Raw genomic sequence first — 23,511 nt, 5'->3', positions numbered from 1 at the left:
TCATGCCCATGAGCCGTGTATCCCTGTTAAAGGGTAAATCACCTGAATACCTGCAAGCCTTGTCTGATGCCTTGCATCAGGCCCTGGTCGATGCCTATGAAGTGCCACTCAAGGACCGCTTCCAGATTATCCAGCAGCATGAAGCGAATGAGCTGGTGTTTGACCGCGACTATCTCAGTCATCAGGATAAGCCAAGGTCGGATGATTTTGTGTTGATACAGATCACCGCTGGCCGCCAGCGCAGTGCTGCCACCAAGCAGGCGTTTTACCAGCGACTGGTTGAACTGCTGGGAGAATCACCTGGTTTGCGGGCAGAGGATGTGATGGTCATCATCAATACCACGGCGGCAGAGGATTGGTCGTTTAGCAGTGGGGTGATGTATGACGGGGTGGCGCGGTATGAGTGAGGTCGCTGCAATTACATAGCTTGGGCCGGGCCTCGCCAGGCTACGCATTGTAGGTTGGGCTACGGGGTATCAGCCCAACGCTCGGCGTTTAAATAACGTATACGTTTGCAGAGGCCCAGTGTTGGGCTGATGAAGCGTAGCCTAGCGAGGCCCGGCCCAACCTACGATCCTTGCAATTTATGAGAAAAATTTTCCTGTCTATCCAATTCCAAGAGGACACCCAACATGATCGCCATGCAATACAACTTCACCCTCCCTGCCGACTACGACATGGACATCGTCCGCCAGCGCATCGCCAGCAAGGGCCACATGCTCGACAACTTCCCTGGCCTGGTTTTCAAAGCCTATCTGCATGCCAGTAAAAGCAGTGAAGCCACAGCATCCAGCCAGAATGTCTACGCCCCTTTTTACCTCTGGAACGATAACGAAGGCATAAATAATTTCATTTGTGGCGATGGCTTCCAAGCCGTTTCGCAAGCCTTTGGCTGGCCCGCAGTCAAGCAATGGTCGGTATGGCATAGCCATGTCGATGCACAGGTACGCAGCGCAAAATTTGCTACGCGCCAGATCAGCCCTATTGCGCCATATACCGCACTGGGCGCATTGCGTGAACATGAAACTGCAGCCGCAAAAAACATCAGCCAGCAAGATGGTACGCTGGCAACGCTGATGGCTTTTGATCCGAATGAATGGACACTGGTGCACTTTACTTTATGGCGTGATGCATCAGCCGCGCAAGCCGCAGGTTCGCCTGATAATGTGCAGGCGTATGAAGTGGGACATGTGTCGGCACCAGGGTACTGATAATGCGGGGCCTCATGCGCCACTAATGGATTTCAGCAGCAATATCTGACATGGGTTATCAGGTCAGCACTCCCGGGAAGGAGTGCTGTGAACCTAATCATAACGAGCGAAGTGAAATGCTTATAAGCCCTCGGTACTTTTGATAAAGAGCTTGATTACATCGACGCGGGCCTGGGTTTGCGGTGGCAGCGACCCTGCGCGCTCAACAAGCAGTGTGATTTCTGCATAGACTTGCCTGACCTTGGGCAAATCCCTGTTGAACATATGAATAGCAGAGAGCTGGGCGAGATTGTCTATCAGGTCTTGCTGGCCAAGCTCAGGGTGACTCTTCGCTAATTGTCTGCGGATAGTCAGCGCAGCGTTGACATGTTCCTGCGCATCTTTGATGCGTCTTTCGGTAAGCTCCAGGGCCACCATGCTGCTCAGCATTTTGGCCACTTCAGCTTGCTGTGCAGGGCTTAATTGCTTTTGCTCCTGCAGCATTGTGCTGGCTTCGCTAAAAGCTTTGATTGCTTCAGGGATTTTATTTTCTGCATGATTGACCAAACCTAAACCATAAATGGCCATCGCAAATTCATTGGTGGTTTCGCTGCGTTGTGCGTAATCCTGGCGATAGATACTGATTGCCTCATTCAGCATGGTGCGGGCTGGTACCAATTCTTTGCTGAGGATGTTAAGCGTGCCTAGTCTGGCAAGCACCCAGGCCAGACTACGTTTTTCAGTCCCCGGGTTTCTGTCAATTTGCTGGCGGCAGAGCGTGAGTATTTCTACGTACAACTTGCGGGCACCATCGACACGTAATTCTTTCAGATTGAGCTCACCTAGTTGTGACAGCGTAAAGATGAGTTCATTCGACAATTCCGGTTTTTGCTGTACCAGTTTGCGATAATTGACGATAGCTTCTTCCATCAGAGGGCGCGCCAAGAGCGGTTTTTTCTGGTTGTTGAAGGCCATAGCCAGTTTGATTTGTACCGATGCAAGATCATGCAAGTAAAGTGGTTCTCTGGCAGCGAGCGGGCGGTAGATAGCAAGGGCTTCAGTGAGTAGTGCCTCTGTCAGTTCTGGCTTATTATTCAGATTCAGGTAACCGAACTGGCTCAAGACGCTGGCAAATTTTTTCGCATGCAGTTGTGCTGACACTACATCCTTCGCCGAGAGCTTCCTGTAATTGGCAGCCGCTTCTTCCAGCGCTGGGTAAGCTTCTTTATTGCGGTTTTGCGTCAGGTCTATCTCTGCCATGTTGACCAACAAGCTGGTCAATGGTGGTAAGTAAGTGTCACCATCTTTCTTGAGCAGTTTTCGATAAAGGGGTAGGGCATCACCGTATGCAGCATAGGCTTTCTGGGTTTGTTTGTTGACGAGCGCAGCATCGCCGAGGTTTAAATAGCTGACTGCAAGATTGTGGGTCAGCTCAGGATATTTTTCTACCTGCGCGCCATACATACTGACGGCTTCTTCAAGCGCTTGCTGTGCCTGCTGATTTTTACGTTCACTGTAATAAATCAGGCCGAGTGACAATTGCGTACCCGCCAGTCTTCTTTGATAATACTCTGGTGTTTTGATGGCCAGTTTGCGCCAGTGAACGACGGCTTCTTCATAAATCACGCGTGCCTTGTCGCTTTGCCCTGCCTGCTTGTAGATATCTGCGAGCTCGTTGAGTGTTGCTGCGAAGTTGGGCCGTGCCTGGTCGGCATAGCTGGATGGTACCTGACGATAGATAGTGGCGGCTTCCTCGTAGGATGTTTGCGCTTGCGTTTGCTTTTTTTCTAAAGCGTTCAGGTCACCCAGGTTTTTGAGCGTGTCGCCATAGGCATACAGGGTATGGGCGCTTTTCTGGCTTTCTGTGCGGTAGATGGCGATGGCCTCATCAAGCGCCAGCCGTGCTTCGGTATATTTTTTGTCGTTCTTGTAGCTGATGCCAAGATTGGAAATGCTGAGGGCAAGTTCCGGCTTGAACCTGGGTTCTTTTCCTATCGCAGTACGGTAAAAATTGACAGATTCCTGATACGCCTGTCTTGCATCTGGATATCTGTCTTCGTTGAAATGAAGCACTCCCAGATAAAAATAGGCACTCGCCAGTCTGGGTGTATAGGTATCAGCATCTTTCTGGATCAACTGCCGGTAGTTGGCCACGACCTCACCGTATGCACCGAGCGCCTTGTCAGTTAGCCGCAATTGCCGGTACAAGTCACCAAGACTGATGAGCGCAGATGTCAATGCCGGCAAGGCCTGCGCGGGCTCTCTAGCCAGTTCTTGCTTGTAAATGCTGACGGCTTCTTCATAAGCTGTCTGTGCCTGCACCAGCTTGTTCTCTTTCTTGTTGAGCTCGGCAAAGCCTTCCAGTGTAATTGCGTACCCATGCAGGGACGCGGGATTGCTTTTTATATTTTCCTTATAAAGGGCGATGGATTCATCAAAAGCCTGGCGCGCTTCAGGGTTTTTATTCTCAAGTTTGTCGATGAGGGCAATATTACTCAGGGCTAAAGCAAGCCCTGCATTGAACCTGGGTTCTTTTAATGCCGCAAGGCGGTAAAAGCTAGCTGATTCTTCATACGTTTTTTTTGCTTCTGCATATTTTTTATCAGTATGCTGGACAAAGCCCACATTAAGCAGCGCATTGGCCAGCTTGGGTGTGTAGGTCAGCGCATCTTTCTGGCTTAGCAGGCGATAATTGGCGGCGGCCTCACCAAAGGTGCTGATTGCCTGCGGGTACAGATTTTTCTGTTTGTAAATGCTTGCAAGCTCAATGAGCGAATAGGCAAAGAATGGCCGCGCCTCATTGGCGTAACTGGCAGGGATTTGCCGATAAACCTTGACCGCTTCTTCGTAGGATGTTTGCGCTTGCTCTCTCTTGTTTTCGATGGCATTCAAGTCCCCCATGCTTCTGAGTGTATTGGCATAGGCATACTGGGCATGGGCGCTTTTCTTGTTGTCGGCCTGGTAGATGGCGATGGCTTCATCAAAAGCCAGCCGTGCTGCAGCGTACTTGCGGTCTGCCTTGTTGGCGACACCGAGGTTGCACAGGCTGAGCGCCAATTCCGGTTTGAATTTTTCTTCTTTTAGTATGGCAAGACGGTAAAACGCAATGGATTCTTCAAGCATCTGCCTTGCTTCAGGTATTTTTTCCTCCTGATACTGAATCACTCCAGCATAAAAAAGCACACTGCCCAGTCTGGGTGTGTAGGTATAGGCATCTTGCAGCATCAGTTGGCGGTAGTTGGCGATGACTTCGCCATACGCAGCAAGCGCTTGCGGGCGCAGGTTCTGCTCTTTGTAAAAATCTGCCAGGCTATACAAGACCGCAGACAATTGCGGCAGGAAAGCATCACGGTTTTTTTCTGCCTGCAGGCGGCGGATGGCAACTGCTTTTTCAAAGTAGATCCGGGTCTGTGGCCAGTTTTTTTCTGCCTGATACAGCAATGCCAGGTTGTTGAGCACCATATACAGCTGTGTCTGGTATGTGTCTGTTTTCTCTGCCTCTACCTTGTTACAGAGTTCCAGCGCTTCATCATAGGCGACATGCGCTTCCTGGTAGCGGTTTTCCTTATGATAAATAACACCCTGCTGGATGATGGCAGTGATCAACTGGGGCAGGTATTTACCGGGGTTCTCTGCCGCCAGCTTGCGCAGGTCATTGGTCTGCACCTCACTTGCGGATAACTGCTTTTTAAGCTGTGGGCTGGTAACGTTGGCCTGTTTTTCAGTGGAAGCCAGGGAGCTTGGGCTATACATGGCAGGCAGCACCAGGGCCAGGCAGAACAGGGGGTGAAATTTAACCGGCATTATTTTGTCGATGGTGGAAATGAACCAATTTGTATTGTACTGGGGTGACGGCTAAAAAGCTTGGTTCAAAGCATTGCACTATGTTTTTTTAGGGTTTTCTTTGGACTTTATCTTAGCTTGAAAATGACTTAAGAAAAATTTGGAGAATGCGCAAGGGTTGTGTAACATGCATCCTTGTGGGGCAAGGTGTATCTTAAGCGTGCCTTTTGCGGGTATGTGTCTCCTTTCCGGTTTTCTGTACCGCATTACTGCATGCAAACACAGCACGCATGCAAATTACGCATTCAAAACACGTTTTAGCACATCTCGCAACGCGCCAGGCAGCACATCAATTCGCGTTGCTTTTCAGTTTGCACATAGATCATTTTCCGCACGGGTTGTCCTGACCTGTGCATCACCATTTTTGTTGATGAGGTTTTCATTGAATATCTTGATTCAAGCGTACAGTCACGCCTGGTCATTTGCAGGGCTGGCCATTTATCTTGCATTTCGCAGCCACAACACCATTGCAAGAGGAGGGGAGATATGAATTTTTATCCCTTTCACTTGGGCGATTATGCGTCCCACACCCGCCACCTGAGCTTGCTGGAAGACCTGGCCTACCGCCGCATGCTGGATTTGTACTACACAACAGAAGCCGCCTTGCCAGTCGACCCTGAAAAAGTCGCGCGCTTGATAGGCATGCGCGAATATATGCATGAAGTGGCGGATGTCTTGTCTGACTTCTTTGTGATCTCAGATGCAGGTCACACCCATCGCCGTTGTGAAGAAGAGTTGGCTTTATACCGTGCCAAGGCCGATCGTGCCAAGTCTGCCAACAAGGCACGCTGGGGCGGTACCAGGGCAGGCTTGGCCGCAGAGACAGATGAAGAATTTGAGCAAAGCGGCATAGACAAAACACTTCATGCAAACCTTACACCTCTGAAATCAGAAACAAGATCAGATGCGAAATTGCAAGCGGCACAGATCGCAACCAATAACCATGAACCTGTAACCAGGAACGATAAACCAGTCAACAATCTGCCAATAAAAAAAATAAAACCAAAATCAAAATCAAAAGCTGCGGCCACGCCGCAGCAGTGCGATGAATATTTTGAATATGCATGGGAAGATTATCCCAAGACCTCTGCATGCAATAAAAACGCTGCTTACCAGGCCTGGAATGCCCGTCTTGCAGAAGGAGTTAGCCCTGTCCACATGTTTCACGGTGCCAGTTGTTATCGCTCTTTTGTTAAAGATAAGCAGGTGGAGTTGGATGCCGTGATGCATGTCAGTGTGTTCTTTGGTCCTGAAGAACATTATCTGAGGGACTGGGAGGAGCGGCCCTTATGGAAGCATGAAGAAACTTATTTTGATGAAGAAGAATACTGATACGTAAGTACATCAGTGTAAGTACATGATGCAGGCAAAAAAACAGGCACAGAAATCGCTGTGCTACCACCATCATAGAGGATGACATGATAAGAAACACTTACACAGGCAGGGATGGCTTGCCATATTTTTTTCCAGTTCTGGATGATGATCCGGGCAATGATCAGGTTTATTTTGCAGAACCGCCAGGTGGCGACAGCAGTGCACAAACTGGCATGGCTGCATTCCAGGCAGATGGACGGACCGATAAGGAGCAGGCATTTCCCTGGCCGCAGCAAGGTGCGCTCTCACTGGCAGGTAGTATGAGCGACGTGGATGATCCCTTGCTGTTGCGTAACAGACAGCAAGCAGATTTGCCATTCAATAGCTGGCAACGCAGTGCGATGCGAAATGACGATCAAGGGCCAGCAGCATGGGGCGAGCACGATGGGCAGGCAAAGTATCCTGCCATGTATGCCAATGAGGACGACCAGGGAGGAACAGCAGCATACCCAGGTGCTTTGCCCGATGTGCTGCAAAGACATAGGAAGCGTCTGGACTTGCCACCACCAGGACTCACCCGTGAACAGGAAGTAATCTGGTTGCAGCGCCAGGTATTCCAGAATGACCTGGGTCTGGATGTGAGCCGCTTGCCCAATGCGGATTATGTTGATTTTGCCAGGAAGGGTAGTAAATACTACTCGCAAGTTCCGCCTGATGATTTAAGAAGAATCCAGGCGAATATTGCTGCGCATATTGCGAATAGTCCAGAACCTGACCCTGACACGATAGGTGACTGGAATGGCCCACAGTTGCGCAATTTGCAAAACCTGAACATTACTGATAACGTACTCTCTGCCAAGGCTGCACTGGAATGCATAGGTACTGTTCCTGATTGTGATCTGGCTGTCAAACAACTGAACCTGATCAATGGCAAAGACGGCAAATACGGCATGAATATTGATTTTCATCTCGCGCAAAAAGATGAGCCAATCGCATTTAAAGTGAATGTCATGGATGACGATGCCTTCAAAAATAAGGTCGCAGAGAACCGCAGATTGCCTAAAAATACTGGTGGGTATTGGAACGAAGATGATCTGACGATGTACTTGCCTCGTAGTCACAACTTCAATGTGACTGGGCACGAAGTCTTGCACGCCTTTGGACGCGGCCATGACAAATTCAAGTATATAGATCCTGCAATGCGACCCGGCATAATGTCCTACGCCTCAGATATTATTCGCTCGCCCAGGCCTGTAGAGAGAGACTACAAAATACTGGTCGATAATTACCGTGATTACCCGGCCAGAACGGCCCGCAGCATCTGGGATTTTTGGAGAAAGTAATGCTACCCATCATTGTTTATGAAGTCCCCAATTTTTCCTGTGACATCGCGCCGGTTGAGCAAGTGCTGAGCGTCAAGATCATGGCGCAGTCCAGCTTCAAGCTGGAAAATGGCATGACGCTGGTGCGCTGTCTTGCCAAGCCGGAAGCGTTTGTGGTCAGCAAACCTGCCATTGTGCAAGGCAAGGCTTGTGTGTTTGATGAGGTGAGTCTCAAATGGGAAGACCGGGCCTGGCATTTCCGCGAAAGCGAAAACAAAAAATACGCAGCCCGCATCAATAGCAAAGGGCAATGCCCTTCCCTGGATTATCGTGAGCAGTTTTACCCCGGCCAGCAATGGACAGAAATCTATCCGGACATAACGCTGGAAGCTTCCATGGAGATCAAGAACCTGGCAGAACTCAGCGGGATAGCCCTCTTGCGCAAGGCCGGTTTGCCGTGGGAAAGTTATAGCCGCAACTCCGAAGATCAATCCAGGCTGCATATAGAGGCCGTACATGCGGTAGCCCCGGAGAAATGTCTGGACGATTGGGATCGCATCTGGCCCTTTAACAAGCCTGTGCAATGCTACCGCGCGGTTCTGACCCCGGGTTTTTCTTACGTCAAGTGGATGGCGTTTGCCAGATACCAGGATGGAAGCATTCGTTTCAAAGGGACCAGCTATATCATCGCTTAAGATGTTGGCAGTATGATCGCCGCCGTTCTGTGGGCAGGAGCGGCAAAGCAGCAGGATGCTCAAGTTCAATGCAAATCCTATCCACTCCATATATTGCCGTCGGGGAGGAGGAGTAAAGCTAAAACCAGTATTGCACACCTGTAACGGACTACAGCAGACAATTGCTGACCATAAGTTAAGACAGGCGTTTTGATTGTGTTTTGATCATGTAGAATAGGCAAGGATATTGCATCAACCGTGCAAGCCGCCGTGGCTTACCTTTCTACGATGTCATCACCCTCAAGGAGCGTCCCCATGTCTTCTTTTCCCATCCAGTCTTCTGCACCCATCACCATCATCAATAATTCGCCTGCCAATAACGACAATGTCTGGGTGACGGTATATGGCAGCCTCATCATCAACCCCGGCAATAACCAGACCCCGGCACAGGGCACCAATTATTATCTGGTGCCGCCAGCAGCAGGGCAGACGCAAGTGGTGCCGACTGCCGTGACTGATCTGTCGCCGCCAGGGCCTAATTCGCCAGATGGCGTCATCCTGCCCAGTTATACACTCACGCAATGGGGCAACAACCTGAGCCTGCCTGCGCCCACCTATACGGGTGATGCGAACGGTAATAACAACCAGCAATATTCGGGACGCATTTTGATTTCCGTCGGCGCGCCCGCGCAGGCCCAGGTGTCGTTCACATCAACACCGGCCTCGGTATCGTCACCCAGCCCGGCCAGTGCGCAAGACCCGAGCACTGGTACGTTCTATGATTTTCTGGAGTTTACCGTCGCGTCGAATTCCAATGACAGCATCAATGTCGATATCGATACCTCGCAGGTTGATGCCTTTGGCTTGCCCATGCAATTGCAGTTCTTCAAGGATGCTGCGGCCACGCAGACTTACAATGACAATTTCACGGGTGACACCACCACAGGCAGCGAACAGGTCACCGGCCTGGGTAACAGCAATGGCCTGGGCCAGGGTGTGCCTGTGACTGGCAGCGGCATTGCGGCGGGTAGTGCGGTGGTCAGTGTACCAACGGGTGCCAACCCCGCCAGCATGACGCTGAACCTGCCAGCCACGGCTACTGCCAGCGGCGCAGCGCTCACTGCCGTCCTGGCTGGGCCTGTCGGCGTGGTCGGTGTGCGCGATGATATTTTCAACGGCACAGACATGAGCAATTTTGCGACCTTTATCAAGGAGCAAAGCAATAAAACCAATGCCAGCCTGTTTCTTGAATGCCTGGCTGCGGTGCCGATGCGCATCGTGTCGCCGAAAGACATTTGTGAAAACCCCTCCATCGCCGCCACCGACCCTTTGAACAATTATTTCAATGCCCAGGTCGATAACTTTTTCTTGAATTATTTCACCAGCCCTGCGCAGGCAAGCGCGGGTGTGCCTGCGAATGGTGGCGGCAACACCTTCAGTCTGCAATCATCTGCCTATGGCCAACCATTAACTTATAGCGGCAGTGTGGTGTTGCAGGCAGACGGCAACTATGCATTGCAACTGGCAGATGCCAGCAACACTGACAGCAGTACCTATACGATTTATTATCCATTCTCGACACAAAATACGCCGGTAGCGTATACGCCTGCTTTCCCCCTCGCTGCACCACCTTCATGGATCAGCGCCGCCATGGCCAAGGAATCTGCTTCGCAAATGATCTTTGCCTGCGATGCGGTATTTGCCGACAATACCCTGCGTGGTTTGAGCGGCAAGACATTAGCAGTGCAGGGCGATCTGGAGAACTCGATTTCTGCCGCCTTCAACCGTGGCATCATCCTCAATGACCCATCCACATGGGGGGACAGCACGACCTGGTATCCCGATGCTCAGCCTTTCAATTACTGGGTCAAATACTGGCACCAGAATGGCCTGACCGAAAACGGCCTGGCCTATGCCTTTCCGTACGATGACAAGTTTGGCAGCAGCACCAATATCCAGCAGAGCAGTGTCGGCAATATCAGCATCACCCTCAGCACCTGGGGCAGCACGCCCATGCCCACCGTGACACTGACAGCACCCAACAGCGGCACGCAAGGTGGCAGCCTGCAACTGGCGGCAAGTGTTTCTGGAGGCAGCAGCAGTACGGCACCAACTGGCAGTATCAGTTATTTTATTGATGGCTGTGTCATGACGGATGTGGCTGGCAGTTCTACCGTTGTGCCACTGGTAGCAGGCCAGGCAGCGCAGAGCGGCTTCAGCGTGCCTCCTTTGCCCGATGGTGCTTATACCCACAGCTACACACTCACGGCAGTGTATTCGGGCGATGCCAATTACCAGTCTGCGGTGGCCAGCAGCACGGTGCAGTTGATTGGCCCCAGCGGGGACTTTGCCGTCAGCCTGAACCCGCCGCAATTCCCGGTCGGTACCAACGTCAGCGTTACCGTCGTGCTGCCTTTGACGACCGTGGCAGGCACGCTGGCGCTGAACCTGCTGGATTCCCTGCAAAACATTGCTGCCAGCGTCGCTGCTACCACCGTCAGCAGCGTCACCAATGTCATCCCGTTTGATATCCCGGCCAATGTGCTCAGTTTTACAGGCGTCGTCGCCAACGGCAATAACCTGATCGAGAATGTCAGCAGCACCAATAACCTGACACCGGGGCAAGTGCTGACTGGCACCGGCATCCCGCCGGGGACCACGATAGCCTTGTTCAACCCGACAACGGTGACCATGAGCACGAATGCCAATGCGGATGCGACGGGGGCATCCACCAGCGTCACGTCAAATGCGGCTTCAGTTGGTTATGCGATACAGGCTGTGTATGTGCCTACGGATGGCAGTGCTACCTTGACAGGGCAGATTAATTTTTCGTTTCAGAGTTAGGGAGTAACGCGCAGGTTGGGCCGGCCTTGCGCTGCCCAACCTGCTGTTAATGCAATCTGGTTCTCCGCTGTTTGCAGCAATGCCCCTGTCAGTCAATAAAACTCTCGCAAAGGAAAATCATAAAAATATGTAAAGAATATGCAGGTGAAATTATCTTTTTGACATTGTTAATAAGTATACTTATGCCTCATGCTGTCAGAGCTTGTTGTTCGGCCCAGGTTTGTCAATAAACAGGCTGATCAAGACGGACAAACGGTCGCGGTGTGAACTACCCTGGTGACGGCACCCACGGCTTTTATATCCTTAGAGCGCGTAGTCACTTGTTTGACATGGACGAATGGCTGCGCCATATGCTCATTGCGTCAAGCGAGTGTCAATTGATCTGTCCACGGCAGCATTCCAAGGAAACCAATATGAGCTCAGCAGCATCCACACCGGCGAGTTTTATCCTGCAGTCTTACAATGTCTTCAATAATAATATTGCACAGTCGCCCAACAATATCCTCAATTTTCTGCAAGACTACCGGGGCAAGGTGATAGATCCGGCACAGATTACCGAGCAAACCAGCCAACAACAATTTCTTTCGCAGACCGACAAGACTAATTCATCTATTGAAACAAAATCGAGCTTCGCTGTCTCCGTTGGTATAGAGGGCAGCTACAGTTTCTTCAGCGGTTCTGTGCAAGCTAACTTCAACAAGGAAACTTACCAATCATCTACCGCATTCAATTTTGGTTTCGGAGCCATACTTAGTTGCGGCAGCGTTTATTTCAATCACAGCAGCGATGTGAAAGTGATCAAAAGCTATTTGACCAGTGAGTTGCTCGCAGACTTGGAAGGTATAAACTCTTTGGCGAGCGCTGCCAAATTCACCGATCATTACGGCACGCACCTCGTCCTGGGTGTCTACCTCGGTGGCGCACTCTTTGTCAGCATCTCTGCCAATACCACCAGTGAAAGCAGCAAAACCAGTATGGAACTGGCGGTTACTGCACAGTATAAAAGCGTCGCCAGTGTAACGGCGACGGCAAAGGTCACCAGCAGTCTTGAGAGCACTTATAAAACCGATCAATATCATTCTGAGGTTAAAGCCATAGGCGGCAGCAGCGCTGTTGCCGCCAATCTGGATGTGAATGATCCCAAAACCTATGCTGCCTGGGCTGAAACATGCACTGCCAGTACGGTATCAGGCGTCAGTCAGAGTAAGGAATTCTGGGAATTGGCAACCGCTGGCAGCACCGCGCAAAAATTCCTGCAGCTCTATGTGCAATTGAAAGTCTTGATGCAGAGTATCAATTATCCATCCTACTTCTCCAGCACGATCAGTGTCCAGCCTCGCCAGGAAAATCTGGTGGAAGTCACTGTTGGCCAAGACTACAAAATCATATCTGGCGGTGTTTCGGTAACGACGGGCAGCCCCAACTATTTGTTGGGTTGTTACCCCAGCCTTGACCAAAACAATAACATCACGGGCTGGACAGCAGCTTCGCATGATCATAGTTTCCCTGCCGACCCTGGATCCCAGACATTGACGTCCTATGCAGTTGCCATCTATGACCCAAGCAACTTGCTCAAGGTCAGCCTCGCTAGCGCCAGCGGCACTAATCCAGGTGTTGGGGGCGACACTGCCACGGCTGCAATCGTTGATAGCTTCATCCTGACAGGCGGCGGTGCAAAAGCCAACTGGACCGAGGGTGAATGCAAATTCCTGATGCAAAGCTACCCGAATGGTGATGTCAGCGCCAAATCCTGGACAGGCATGATCCATGACTATGGATCTGCAGCCCGTAACGTGCCGCTGACGGTATATGCAATTGGCGTGTATTCAGAATATCTGAGCATCACATCGCAAATTACCAATCAACCAATCTATAACGTCCAGCATGGCAATGCCGTGGCAAAAGCAGTCACTGCGATTGCAGGTGGTGGTGTCAGCGTCAGCAATGTCAAAGGAATGGGTAACCTGGTCCAGAGTAATGCCCCTTCGTCTGCGCAGACCTGGTCTGAATATAACTCCGACATGGAAGGTAATGTGTCACCGGGCACTGCCACTGCCTATGCAATCCAGTTGAGCGCCAGCCTGCGTGCTTAAACCCCAATCAGGCAAAACTTTGCGTGACTAAAGATACGCCATGCACACTGCTCGTGGTGTGCATGGCGTATTGATGTCATGGTATAGACCAGATGTCAGGCACCAGTGCCAGGCAACCTTGAAGTAGCCGCTTCATTCCTGGTACATTGCTGTTCAGGTGACGACTGTCATGCCATATACATGGCTGCAATAAGTGCGTCAGACTTGCGACGCTACGCTTGGTCAGTCCAACACTGAGCCTCAGTAAACATGCACGTCATTCTACTTGCATCACCCCACTTCGATTGCTATCGTTTCATGCATGCGCTGATGCCATGAACGGCTTTTCCGGCATCAGGCAGATCCGCTTGTGCATGGTCGCAAGCTTTGATGAACGGTGGATAAAACAGGGGTGTGCAGGCTCCCACCAGATTGTGTTGCTGATGTTTTACACAATGCCGCTCCGGCCAGTGCGCCGGACTTACACCAGACTTTATGAAAAAACTACATCTGAAAAAATATCTCGGCGGTTTCAGCTTGTTGCTGGCCATAAGCGGGACAAGCCAGGCAGCAGGCTGGCAATTGACTGATCTTGGGGCCTTTGAATCGGGTACCAGCGGCGGCTATGCCTTGACGGCGGATGGCCGCGTTGGTGGCTTGTCAGCAAGGGCCGATGGCTTGCCTTATCCATTCCTGAGCCAGGCAGGCCAGCTTGCTCCTATAGGTAGCACCACAGGCGTGGTGCTGGTCGCCAACAAAAACGGCCTCGCAGCAGGCCGTATCACCAGTGCTGATGGTTTGCGTATAGAGCTTGGCATCTTCAGCGGCAACAACACGATACCGCTAGGTGGCTTTGGTGGTGGCTACGTCGAAATCAACGGCATCAATGATAATGGCCAGGTTGTAGGTTACGGCGTCTTTTCTAATTATAACGAGCACGCCTTTGTCGCCACCACAGCCGGGCTGGTTGATCTTGGCACTCTGGGTGGTCGCTTCAGCAGGGCGGTGGCAATCAATAATGCAGGTGCAATTGTTGCCAGTGCCAGTAATGTGAAGGGACAAACTCGTTGTGCCTTGTCTTATGGCGGTGGTTTGACAGACATAGGGGCATTGTCAGCCAATGGCAGTTGTGTGCCAACGGCGATCAACTCTTCTGGCATGATCGTGGGTGGTTCAAATAATGGCCAGGCGACGCATGCTTTTTTATATGACGGCCGCCAGTTTTATGATCTCGGCACTCTTGGGGGCAACACCAGTACAGCCATTGGCATCAATGACCTGGGTCAGGTCACAGGCACAGCCAATATTGCCAACGGTGACAACCGGGCCTTTTTATATGCCGCAGGCGGCATGCGCAATCTGGGCATGCCCGCTAGTGCCGCAGGCAATAGTTATGCCCGCGCCATTAATAGCAAGGGCCAGGTGATTGGTTATTACACACTCAATAGTGATCCCAACAAGGTACGCCGTGCCTTCTTTTACAATGAGGGTGTGATTGCCGACGTCTCCAGCCTCGCTGGCGGCCTGAGTGACATCGACTACACCAGCCTGCGCATCAACGACGCAGGCCAACTGGCTGGCACAGGCAAAATCAATGGCGTGCAGCGGGCATTTTTATTGACGCCGCAACCTTGAGTTAGAACTTTTAAGAGGGGATAGCAATCGACTCTGGGACCAGGTTTGGAGTCAGAGTCGTTTGCCAAACTGCATACCTGCGCTTTGTTTTCTTGAACCTTCTTTCATTGAAGGTAAGGGGGAAGTAAAGTCAATTTTAATTACGCTTCTTCGCAAAGACATATGCCTGGTTCTTGCTCCAGAATTTGTTTCAGATCGCGATTTAATTTTTCGTAGGCAGTCTTGGTATCGAGCTTGCCCAGCATTCGTAAAAAGTTTGATTTGAAAAAGAAAAAAGGTACTTCCACTTCTGTAAAGACATGCCAGACTATTTCTGAATTGTCAGGGGGTAGGGCAGGGTCGAGATTTTCAGATGATGTTTCGGTGAGTATGGAGCCGCAGCCTGCCCAAAGCAAATAGCTGTCACGCTTGCACATGACGCACCAGCCCCAATCTTCTGCAATCAGTTCGACATTTTCGTAGCCTAGTGCAATAAATTTCTGGCAGAGCCACTGACCAAGCTCTTTTCCGTAACACCCCGGATTGGACTCTCCATCTTCATCGGGCTGGATATTAAAAAGCTCGGATCGAAACCAGTATTTTGTATCCATGTAAACTCAATTGCTTATCTTGTTGAGAAGATGCAGACGATATTATTTTGCAGTATTAGCAATCCGGCAGTGGTAAAACTGCGATATGGACAAACTTTTTTCTAGCACCCGCAGATATCTGTTAAGGCCAGTGCCAACTGTGATTTCGCTATCGGCGAAAGATTCTCCTCCATCAGAACACGGTGCAGTCCTGTCGCCAGGATGGTCCTTTTTACAGTAACTGAAATCTTGCGCCACCTCTTGCATGACGGGTGTCAAGTCTGCCTGTACTGCAGACAGTGATTCGGGATAATGCCCTGTTCTTGATTTGAATTTTTCCAGTGCGGCGAGTGTGGCAGTATATGCTTCTTGCGTTCTCTTATAGAGTCTCAGGCTTGCGCGGCAGGGGTCTTCCTGCCCGGGTTGGGGTTGGTGTAAAAAACAGACGGCGGCATAGTGATCATGGGCTTGCGCCCGCGCGTGCTGTTTTTCAAATTCTACCGCTTGCCAGTAGAGACGCTCTGCCTGCTTGCTGCGGCAGGCAAGCACTTCGACCGGAACGGGTTTGACACTGATGCAGAAACCGAATATTGCGGATTTTTGTATTGCAACCCAAGTCTGGGCAGCTAATGGGAGAATGTCCTTTTTCCACGGTGAGCAGACAGCCTCGCCACCGCCACTATCCGGCACGTTATAAGTCAGGCTGTCTGCCTCGCTTCGGGCGATGGTCGTCGTGATTTCTTCCGCTGGAAGCAGGCTGTCAATCAGGAACATGCCAGCACCCAAAACAACAAGGACAAGCAGGGCTTTCAGGCGGGAAGACATAGGTGCAGAGCGGTGAGGTGAGAAGCCGGAAGCTGACTCACGGCTTCATTCACATGACTAATGGGCCGGGCCACCGCTGTTACCATAGTCATTACTTCGCGCCCTGCAAAGTCTTCTTCAGGAACGCCACGGTCGCAGGCCAGGCTATGGTCTGCGCTTGCCCGTCTTCTTTGGCATTGCCGCCCATGGCAAATGGTGCGCTGTAATCATTGGGACTATAGCCATCACCACCGACCAGGTGCCCGGCCTTGGGGAAGGACAGCAATTCAGTTTCCAGCCCGGCGGCCTTGCGGCTGGCGACGATGTTGCTGGCCATCCCGGCGGAGGGCCACATCTGGTCGTCACCGCCAGCGATCAGCAATAGTTTGCCCTTGAAGTTTTCTACCGCGATGCGGGCAGCTTTGGCGCGTTCCGGGTAGACCTTGCGGCCTTCTACGTAGATATGGGCCAGCACGGGCGGGGTAGTGGCAAAGGCTTTGTCCAGCCCGGCATTGGGGGTAAAGGGCAAAGTCTTGCCCTGGTAGCTGAAGCTGCCGTAGCGACCTGCTTCAAGCAGCCTGTCCATGGCGAAGCCTTCCCACACCAGGTCACTGGGGGCAATGGCGACGACAGATTTGACCCATGGGAACAGGCTGGCTGACAGCAGGGCCATTTCGGCTCCTTTTGAACCACCCATGAGGGCAATGCGCTTGCTGTCTATGTCATCACGTTTGGCGAGGGTCTGGTACAAGGCATCCAGCCCATCAACGGGGATGTCGATAAAGTCTTTGGGCAAACCTGGCACTTCCTGCCCGCGCGGGGTATTTGGTGAATAGTAGGGGTAACTGACGGCGGCAAAGCCACGCGCTGCCAGTTTGGGCCCAAAACGGCGGCCTGCAGCATCACCACCCTCAGAGCCGCTCAGCAAGATCACCACTGGTAATTTGCTGTCTTTGGGGGCATCTGCAGGCAGGTAGATTTTGGCGCCAGTGTGCCCGGTGACCGGTTCAGTCTTGATACTGACGTTGGAACTGCGCAGGGCAAATGTCATTTGTGCCAGGACTTGTTCACCTGAAACGGCACTCAGACGTATCTCGGCTTTTTGCCATTCTGTGTCGACTTTGTTACTGGTTTCCATAGACCAGAACAGACCCGCTGCATCTACGCCGGTATACCTGCCAGCTTGCGATGGGGTGGTGGCCAGTGCGATATTGCCTTGCGCATCGGCGCGCATTTCTGCATTTGACATATGGATAGGTGCATTGGGCGCAAAACGGCGCTCGGCAAAGATGTTGACAGTCTGGCCGGGCTGCAAACCGCTGAGCGTAATACCCAAAGGGTCACCCGACAGCGCAGGGTTGCTGGCCGTCATGCTGAATCTGGCTTGCGCGCTGGCATCTGGTGCAATGAATGCCGTGAATGAACTAAGCAAGAGCAGGCTTGCCAATGTTCTGGACAGCAGGGGGCTGGTTTGCTTATGAAGAGTCATCTCTTGGTCTCCAGTTTTGTTTTTTGAATAATAAGAAGACAGGACTATAACCAGACTTGGATGGAGTGTGCAAGTGTTTGTCTGTGGTAATCGGTGATGATTTTTACCATGTCAGATGTTGTGAGAGAATAAGACCATCATCAAGCCAGTGACATCAACAATCAATCAACATGTGCATCAATTTCACTTCCACGCCGCAAGAACGCATGGGCCACTTCAAAGCCAAAGACAAGGGAATAGGCCCTTGGAGTACAGAGGTATGGCAAGACTACGACGCCCCCATCATCGTGCATGATACCGATGGCAATCGTCAGGCCCTGCTGGGTGCCTACAGCATGATACCCAAGTCCAAAATGCAGCCCGGCGTCAAACGCTTTTCTACCATGAACGCCAGGGCAGAGACCTTGGGCGCGCTGCGAAGCTATGCCCCATCCTGGCACAGCGGCAAACTCTGCCTGGTGCCCATGCAAAACTTCTTTGAACCCAATTATGAAAGCGGCGAGGCAGAACGCTGGCGCATAGGTCTGATTGAAGAGCCTGACTTTGCCGTCGCAGGCTTGTACAAGGAATGGCCGCAAGAAGACGGCAGCGTCAGCTATTCCTTCACCCAGATTACCATCAATGCTGACGAGCACCCATTGATGAGCCGCTTCCACAAACCCGGCGAAGAAAAACGCTCGCTCGTCATCGTGCCGCCTGAAGACTTCGACGACTGGCTATCCTGCCGCGACCCGGAATTCGCCCGCGCATTCTTGCGGCCTTATCCGGCAGATCGCATGTTTGCTGATTTTGCGCCCAAGCCCAAGGTGGAAAAACCAGCGAAGATCATCAAGCCCAAAAAGCCGCAGATTATTGTGCCGGTTAATCTGGATTTGTTTGATTAATGCTAAAGCCATGATGATTTGTGAAATGTGTGGGAAATCTTCACCGTCTGACGCGATTGCATGTATTGCGTGTGCTTGTATATTTTCTTCAAGTGACAATTTATTGATGCGTCGCGAAGACGTGCCAGTAAATATCCCTCAACTGGAACCGCAATTGTGGGTAGGCTTGCACGATTTTTTGTGTACTGCTAATTTCGGTGGTGTTAGCATTGGTATGAGCAAGGCCGAAGTTCTCGCGCTGACGGGGCCGCCTGCTACGTTTGGCGATGGAAATTGTCTGGAAGATGCTGCTTGCTGGATCAATGGGATTTGCACATTTTGGTTTTCTGGTGCCAGGCTGGAACGCATAGGCGTATATTTCATACTCGAATACGCGTCCAATAATGCAATCCAATATGACTGTGATTTCCCCCGCCACCGCTGTCAATATAAAGAAATGACGCACTTCATGGAAAGAGAAGAAATTCTATTCGAGCATGATGTCAAAAAGCGCGTGATCATTAGTAGCGGCGGAGTGTATATTTATTATGGCAATGAAGGTGAAATCAGCAGCATGGTATATTCCTCGGCCAGATTGTAGATAGATTTAGGTCGTGACTCATCAAATTATTGAGTGCATCAAACCAATCCCCCCGCCAACCCCACAAACGCATCCACCAGCGGCGACACCTCGCCCTTGCGCTGCGCCAGCAGTAGTGAGGTGGTCGCCCCCGCATCAGCAATAGGCCGGTAGCAGATACCATCAAAATGAATAGTGTAGAACGAGCCGGGCAGGATGGAGATGCCGCAGCCTGCGGCCACCAGGCCTATGATGGTGGAGGCGTCGTTGGCTTCTTGTGCGATTTTGGGGGCAAAGCCAGCAGCATGGCATAGCCGCAAGATGTGTGGGTAAATGCCGGTGCCAGCGCTGGGTGGGTACATGATGAAGGGTTCTTGTGCCAGGTCTTTCATGGGCACTTTTTTCTTTTTTGCCAAAACATGGGTGCTGGGCAGCACGGCTACCAGCGGGTCTTCACGCAGTTTGCGAAAGCGTAGTGGTGAGGATACGCCGCGTGCCAGTTCGCCACCTTCTGGCGGGCGTATGAAGCCGACATCAAGGTGATGCTGGCTCAGTGCTTCGAGTTGCTTGTTGGTCGCCATCTCGCGCAATGTCAGCGTCACGTCCGGGTATTGTTCTCGATAGCTGTTGATGACAGCGGCAAACAGTGGCGTGAACGGAGTAGAGAAAGTAAAACCTATGCGCAGCTCGCCCGTCTCGCCGCGTTGTGCACGGCGGGCGTTTTCGCTGGCTTGCTCGGACAGGGCCAGGATATGCCGCGCATCCTGCAAGAACAGCTTGCCTGCTTCTGTCAGGCGCACCCAGCGCTTGCTGCGCTCAAACAACTGCGCACCGACATCGGCTTCCAGCATCTGTATGGCATGGCTGAGCGGTGGCTGACCTATGTGCAGACGTTCCGCCGCACGGGTGAAGTGGAGTTCTTCGGCGACGGCGATGAAGTATTTGAGGTGGCGGAGTTCCATTTTTATTTTGGTGTTTGCAAATGAATTTCTGAAGGAGCGCGATTTTTCGTAGGTTGGGCTACGCTTTACCAGCCCAACACTGGGCCTCAACAAACGTATACGTTATTCAAGCGCCGAGTGTTGGGCTGGTAAAGCGTAGCCCAACTTACAGGAGTGAACTTTATTCGTTAATCAATCATCTAAAAAATGTATTACTAACGCCTTAAATATATATTGGACGCTATAAAAGCGCAAATATAAGATGAAGGCTCCTTGATCGTCCAGTCTCGCCATCATGACCGTCGCCAGCACTATCCCGCCGCAGCAAATAAGCCAGCCCGCCCGCATCGCTGCAGGCACGCCAGCATTCCGGCATATCACCCGCGCCATGATCTTTGGTGGCTTCTCTACCTTTTCTCTGTTGTACAGCATGCAACCGCTGATGCCTTCGCTGGCTTTGCAATTTGCCCTGAGCCCGGCGCAAAGCAGCTGGGTCTTGTCGATTTCAACTTTATCGCTGGCGTTCTCTTTGCTGATCAGCAGTGCCATTAGCGAGCGCATAGGTCGCAAGCCCATGATGGTGGCGGCGCTGGCACTGGCGGCGATAGCCACTGTGCTGTGTGCACTGACGCAAGACTTTAGCCAGTTGTTGCTCTTGCGCGGCTTGTTGGGCTTTGCCCTGGGTGGCATGCCCGCAGTGGCGGTGGCTTATATGGGGGAAGAAATCGAGGCAGCTGCCATGGGCACGGCTGTGGGCCTGTATATTGCAGGCAGCGCCATGGGTGGCATGATAGGGCGCTTGCTGTCTGCGCTGTTAAGCGATCACTTTGGCTGGCGTACGGCCATGGCGGTGATCGGTGTTGCTGGCATCTATGCGGCGTGGGAATTCTGGCGCAGCCTGCCGCTGGCGCGCAATTTCAAGCCCGCTGCAAGGGTCTGGGGCAGCCTGCACCAGGGCCTGCGCCTGCACCTGGCCGATGGTGGCCTGTGCATGCTGTTTTGCCTGGCCTTCATGCTGACGGGCTGTTTTGTCAGTGTGTACAACTACATAGGCTACCGCTTGCAAGGCACGCCGTTTGGCTTTAGCCAGAGTACGTCGGGCGCGATTGCCCTGCTGTATGTGCTGGGAATGGGCAGCTCAGTCTGGGTAGGGCGGCTGGTAGACCGCATAGGCCGCCGTGGCGTGTTGTGGGTAGTCTTGCTGGTGATGATGGCGGGCTTGCTGCTGAGCCTGTCGAACTCCCTGTTCATCATGATCCCAGGTGTGGCTTTGTTCACCTTTGGCTTCTTTGCGTCGCATTCAGTCGCCAGCAGCTGGGTGGCCCGCCGTGCGCAAGGCTACAAGGCGGTTGCTTCTGCGATCTACCTGTGTTTCTACTATCTGGGTTCCAGCCTCATCGGCTCTTTCACCGGTGTGGTGTGGGCCAGCCACGGCTGGGCGGGTGTGGTCATGCTGCTGGGTGGCATACTCAGTGTAGGCTTGATGATTACCCTGCGCCTGCGGACTTTGGTGCCTGTGGTGGCAGCGGTGTAGGCGGTGTCATGGACATGTGTCAGTTCGGACAAGCAAAGACCGGTCGCATGACTGGTATCGTTGTAATGGCTGACGTTGGTGACGACGTGCAGTATGCGTTTGGTCTTCATAGGCTTTGTCATGCTGGAAATGTTCAACCCGACGATGTTCAGCCCAGCAGCGCGAGCAGGGCATGGGCCACGGCAGCAGAACTGGCTGGATTTTGTCCGGTAACCAGGTGTCCGTCCTGCACCACATGGGGTTGCCAATCGAGGCCTTTTTCGTAGTGGCCACCGAGCTGCTGGAATTCGTCTTCGATCAGGAAAGGTACGACGGCAGTCAATCCTACGGCAGCTTCTTCGCTATTGGAAAAACCAGTTACCTTGCGACCGGCGACCATTGGCTGCCCGCCTGCGCCACGTGCCTTGATCAATGCCCCTGGCGCATGACAGACCAGTCCAAGTGGCTTGCCGGCACGGTCGGCAGCTTCGATCAAGGCAATCGATGCCGCATCATTAGCCAAGTCCCACAATGGACCATGACCACCTGGGTAGAAGACAGCATCGAAGTCGGCCAGGGTGATCGACGCAAGCGGCAGCGTCGACGCCAATTGCAATTGCGCTTTTGCGTCTTGGCGAAAGCGATTGGTTGCATCGGTTTGTGCACCAGGCTCATCGCTTTTAGGGTCGATAGGTGGTTGACCTCCAGTTGGTGAGGCCAGAGTAATTGAGGCACCCGCGTCCTTGAATACGTAGTAAGGAGCTGCGAACTCCTCAAGCCAGAATCCGGTTTTTTGACCAGTATCACCAAGGCGGTCGTGTGAGGTCAAGACAAGAAGAATTTTCATGATATTAACTTTCCAAAATATTGTGTGGGGGGGACAGTAACTGCGGTCAACCTGAAGTAATATTGCCAAAATTGCTTATTTCAACTTTGCCAGCAATGCTTGTGCAGCCTGTACCGCTGACGCCGGGTTCTCGCCAGTAATCAGTTCGCGGTCAACAACGACCTTCGGCTCCCAAAGCTTGGTGTTGCTGGCATATGCTGCACCTGCTGCCTGTAGCGCATCCTGTGGGTAGAATTTCATGCTGCCGCCGTGTAGCGATGCTTTCGCAGCTTCTTCTTCCAGATTGCTGATCACGGTCATGTTGTAGCCCTTGTAAATCCAGGTGGATGTGCTGGCCTTACCATAGGCAGCCATTTGCCTGGTGAACCCGGCAGCATCGTCCAGGGTTGACAGTAGTGCGATCGGGCCGTGGCAAACCAGTGCAGTCGGTTTGCCTTGCTGGTGAAAGTGCTTGAGCAACTTGCCCAGCGCGGTATTCGACAACAGATCCTGCATCGGTGCGTGCCCGCCGGGGATGTAGACTGCATCGAACTGCTGGTAGCCCAATTGTTCGACCCGTCCCAGACTGATGACCGGGGAGCGTTTGGCGTCAGTGAGGCCCAGCTGCTCCAGCACTGCCTGGCTCTTTGCCAGTGCATTGGTATCGCCGCCATAGTACATGGGGTCTACCGAGGACTTGTCCAGGGAGGGTGCCAAGCCCTTGGGCGTTGCAAATGTCAGTTGATGGCCTGCTGCACGCAGTATTTCTACCGGCTGTATCAGCTCGTTGAGATAGAAACCGGTCTCGAATGTCTTGCCATCCTTGAGATCAAGATGATTTTCATCTGACAAGACCACAAGGACATTGGCCGCCTGGGCAGCGGTGACGATCATGCCGGAAGCGATGAGGGCAAAGAGGGTGGATCTAAAGCGCATAAGGTACTCCTGATTCATTGATGTGGGCCGGAACAGTTGTCGTTCCGGCTAGTGGTGGTATGCCGCTACTTTATTCCATACTCCGTCAGTGATAAA

The 23,511-nt window shown here is 52.2% G+C and carries 18 protein-coding genes; 11 read left to right on the top strand and 7 right to left on the bottom strand.

Annotated features, from left to right (window positions below; all coding sequences use genetic code 11):
* Nucleotides 1-2 precede the first annotated feature (2 nt).
* Nucleotides 3-407 carry a tautomerase family protein gene (locus tag AC07OI_RS18890; RefSeq protein ID WP_495258287.1) on the top strand — a complete coding sequence of 135 codons (405 nt, stop codon included), beginning with the start codon at nucleotides 3-5 and terminating at the stop codon, nucleotides 405-407.
* A 225-nt stretch (nucleotides 408-632) separates the two neighbouring features.
* The gene (locus AC07OI_RS18885) at nucleotides 633-1,211 is read left to right on the top strand and encodes a DUF4865 family protein (protein WP_495258286.1); all 579 of its coding nucleotides are present in this window, start codon (nucleotides 633-635) and stop codon (nucleotides 1,209-1,211) included.
* Between the two features lie 120 nt (nucleotides 1,212-1,331).
* On the opposite strand, the gene AC07OI_RS18880 is transcribed toward AC07OI_RS18885, so the two are convergent.
* Nucleotides 1,332-4,994 (bottom strand): tetratricopeptide repeat protein, encoded by a 3,663-nt coding sequence (locus AC07OI_RS18880; RefSeq protein ID WP_495258285.1) that lies wholly within the window; start codon nucleotides 4,992-4,994, stop codon nucleotides 1,332-1,334.
* Between the two features lie 525 nt (nucleotides 4,995-5,519).
* On the opposite strand from AC07OI_RS18880, the gene AC07OI_RS18875 reads away from it, so the two are divergent.
* From AC07OI_RS18875 to AC07OI_RS18850, 6 genes are all read left to right on the top strand, one after another.
* Complete coding sequence (locus AC07OI_RS18875; RefSeq protein ID WP_495258284.1) at nucleotides 5,520-6,365, top strand: YdaU family protein; 846 nt, start codon at nucleotides 5,520-5,522, stop codon at nucleotides 6,363-6,365.
* An 86-nt stretch (nucleotides 6,366-6,451) separates the two neighbouring features.
* The gene (locus tag AC07OI_RS18870) at nucleotides 6,452-7,690 is read left to right on the top strand and encodes a hypothetical protein (protein ID WP_495258283.1); all 1,239 of its coding nucleotides are present in this window, start codon (nucleotides 6,452-6,454) and stop codon (nucleotides 7,688-7,690) included.
* Entirely contained in the window at nucleotides 7,690-8,364 is a 675-nt protein-coding gene (locus AC07OI_RS18865; RefSeq protein WP_495258282.1) for a hypothetical protein, read from the top strand. Before AC07OI_RS18870 ends, AC07OI_RS18865 begins: the two co-directional genes overlap by 1 nt.
* Nucleotides 8,365-8,658: 294 nt before the next feature.
* On the top strand, nucleotides 8,659-11,187 hold the full coding sequence (locus AC07OI_RS18860) for a beta-1,3-glucanase family protein (RefSeq protein ID WP_495258281.1): 2,529 nt from the start codon (nucleotides 8,659-8,661) through the stop codon (nucleotides 11,185-11,187).
* A gap of 413 nt (nucleotides 11,188-11,600) precedes the next feature.
* Nucleotides 11,601-13,280, top strand: a complete 1,680-nt coding sequence (locus tag AC07OI_RS18855; protein ID WP_495258280.1) for an MAC/perforin domain-containing protein — start codon at nucleotides 11,601-11,603, stop codon at nucleotides 13,278-13,280.
* A 474-nt stretch (nucleotides 13,281-13,754) separates the two neighbouring features.
* Nucleotides 13,755-14,894 carry a hypothetical protein gene (locus AC07OI_RS18850; RefSeq protein WP_495258279.1) on the top strand — a complete coding sequence of 380 codons (1,140 nt, stop codon included), beginning with the start codon at nucleotides 13,755-13,757 and terminating at the stop codon, nucleotides 14,892-14,894.
* Nucleotides 14,895-15,034: 140 nt separating this feature from the next.
* Here the strand turns inward: AC07OI_RS18850 and AC07OI_RS18845 are convergent, their stop codons facing one another.
* The 3 genes from AC07OI_RS18845 to AC07OI_RS18835 all read right to left on the bottom strand — a co-directional run bounded on the left by AC07OI_RS18845 (nucleotide 15,035) and on the right by AC07OI_RS18835 (nucleotide 17,756).
* Nucleotides 15,035-15,484, bottom strand: coding sequence for a hypothetical protein (locus AC07OI_RS18845; protein WP_492701098.1), 450 nt, complete (start codon nucleotides 15,482-15,484; stop codon nucleotides 15,035-15,037).
* 42 nt (nucleotides 15,485-15,526) lie between these two features.
* A complete protein-coding gene (locus AC07OI_RS18840) occupies nucleotides 15,527-16,288 on the bottom strand; it encodes a hypothetical protein (RefSeq protein WP_495258278.1) in 762 nt (253 codons plus the stop codon).
* Between the two features lie 91 nt (nucleotides 16,289-16,379).
* Nucleotides 16,380-17,756 (bottom strand): acyl-CoA thioester hydrolase/BAAT C-terminal domain-containing protein, encoded by a 1,377-nt coding sequence (locus AC07OI_RS18835; RefSeq protein WP_495258277.1) that lies wholly within the window; start codon nucleotides 17,754-17,756, stop codon nucleotides 16,380-16,382.
* A gap of 170 nt (nucleotides 17,757-17,926) precedes the next feature.
* Between AC07OI_RS18835 and AC07OI_RS18830 the strand changes: the two genes are divergently transcribed.
* Together AC07OI_RS18830 and AC07OI_RS18825 are read left to right on the top strand one after the other, a co-directional pair.
* Nucleotides 17,927-18,640 (top strand): SOS response-associated peptidase, encoded by a 714-nt coding sequence (locus tag AC07OI_RS18830; RefSeq protein WP_495258276.1) that lies wholly within the window; start codon nucleotides 17,927-17,929, stop codon nucleotides 18,638-18,640.
* 106 nt (nucleotides 18,641-18,746) lie between these two features.
* Nucleotides 18,747-19,220 carry a hypothetical protein gene (locus tag AC07OI_RS18825; RefSeq protein ID WP_495258275.1) on the top strand — a complete coding sequence of 158 codons (474 nt, stop codon included), beginning with the start codon at nucleotides 18,747-18,749 and terminating at the stop codon, nucleotides 19,218-19,220.
* A 38-nt stretch (nucleotides 19,221-19,258) separates the two neighbouring features.
* Here AC07OI_RS18825 and AC07OI_RS18820 read toward each other — a convergent pair whose 3' ends face one another.
* Nucleotides 19,259-20,161 carry a LysR family transcriptional regulator gene (locus AC07OI_RS18820; RefSeq protein ID WP_495258274.1) on the bottom strand — a complete coding sequence of 301 codons (903 nt, stop codon included), beginning with the start codon at nucleotides 20,159-20,161 and terminating at the stop codon, nucleotides 19,259-19,261.
* Nucleotides 20,162-20,435: 274 nt separating this feature from the next.
* Here AC07OI_RS18820 and AC07OI_RS18815 point away from each other — a divergent pair, with 274 nt between their 5' ends.
* Nucleotides 20,436-21,674: an MFS transporter gene (locus tag AC07OI_RS18815; RefSeq protein ID WP_495258273.1), complete on the top strand. Its 1,239-nt coding sequence runs from the start codon at nucleotides 20,436-20,438 to the stop codon at nucleotides 21,672-21,674.
* A gap of 148 nt (nucleotides 21,675-21,822) precedes the next feature.
* Here the strand turns inward: AC07OI_RS18815 and AC07OI_RS18810 are convergent, their stop codons facing one another.
* Nucleotides 21,823-22,500 (bottom strand): type 1 glutamine amidotransferase domain-containing protein, encoded by a 678-nt coding sequence (locus tag AC07OI_RS18810; protein WP_495258272.1) that lies wholly within the window; start codon nucleotides 22,498-22,500, stop codon nucleotides 21,823-21,825.
* A gap of 75 nt (nucleotides 22,501-22,575) precedes the next feature.
* The gene (locus AC07OI_RS18805; protein WP_495258271.1) at nucleotides 22,576-23,415 is read right to left on the bottom strand and encodes a type 1 glutamine amidotransferase domain-containing protein; all 840 of its coding nucleotides are present in this window, start codon (nucleotides 23,413-23,415) and stop codon (nucleotides 22,576-22,578) included.
* Between the last annotated feature and the right edge of the window lie 96 nt (nucleotides 23,416-23,511).

Source organism: Undibacterium sp. GW821-FHT07F11, from assembly GCF_059418665.1.
This window is presented reverse-complemented; position numbering and strand designations above follow the sequence as displayed.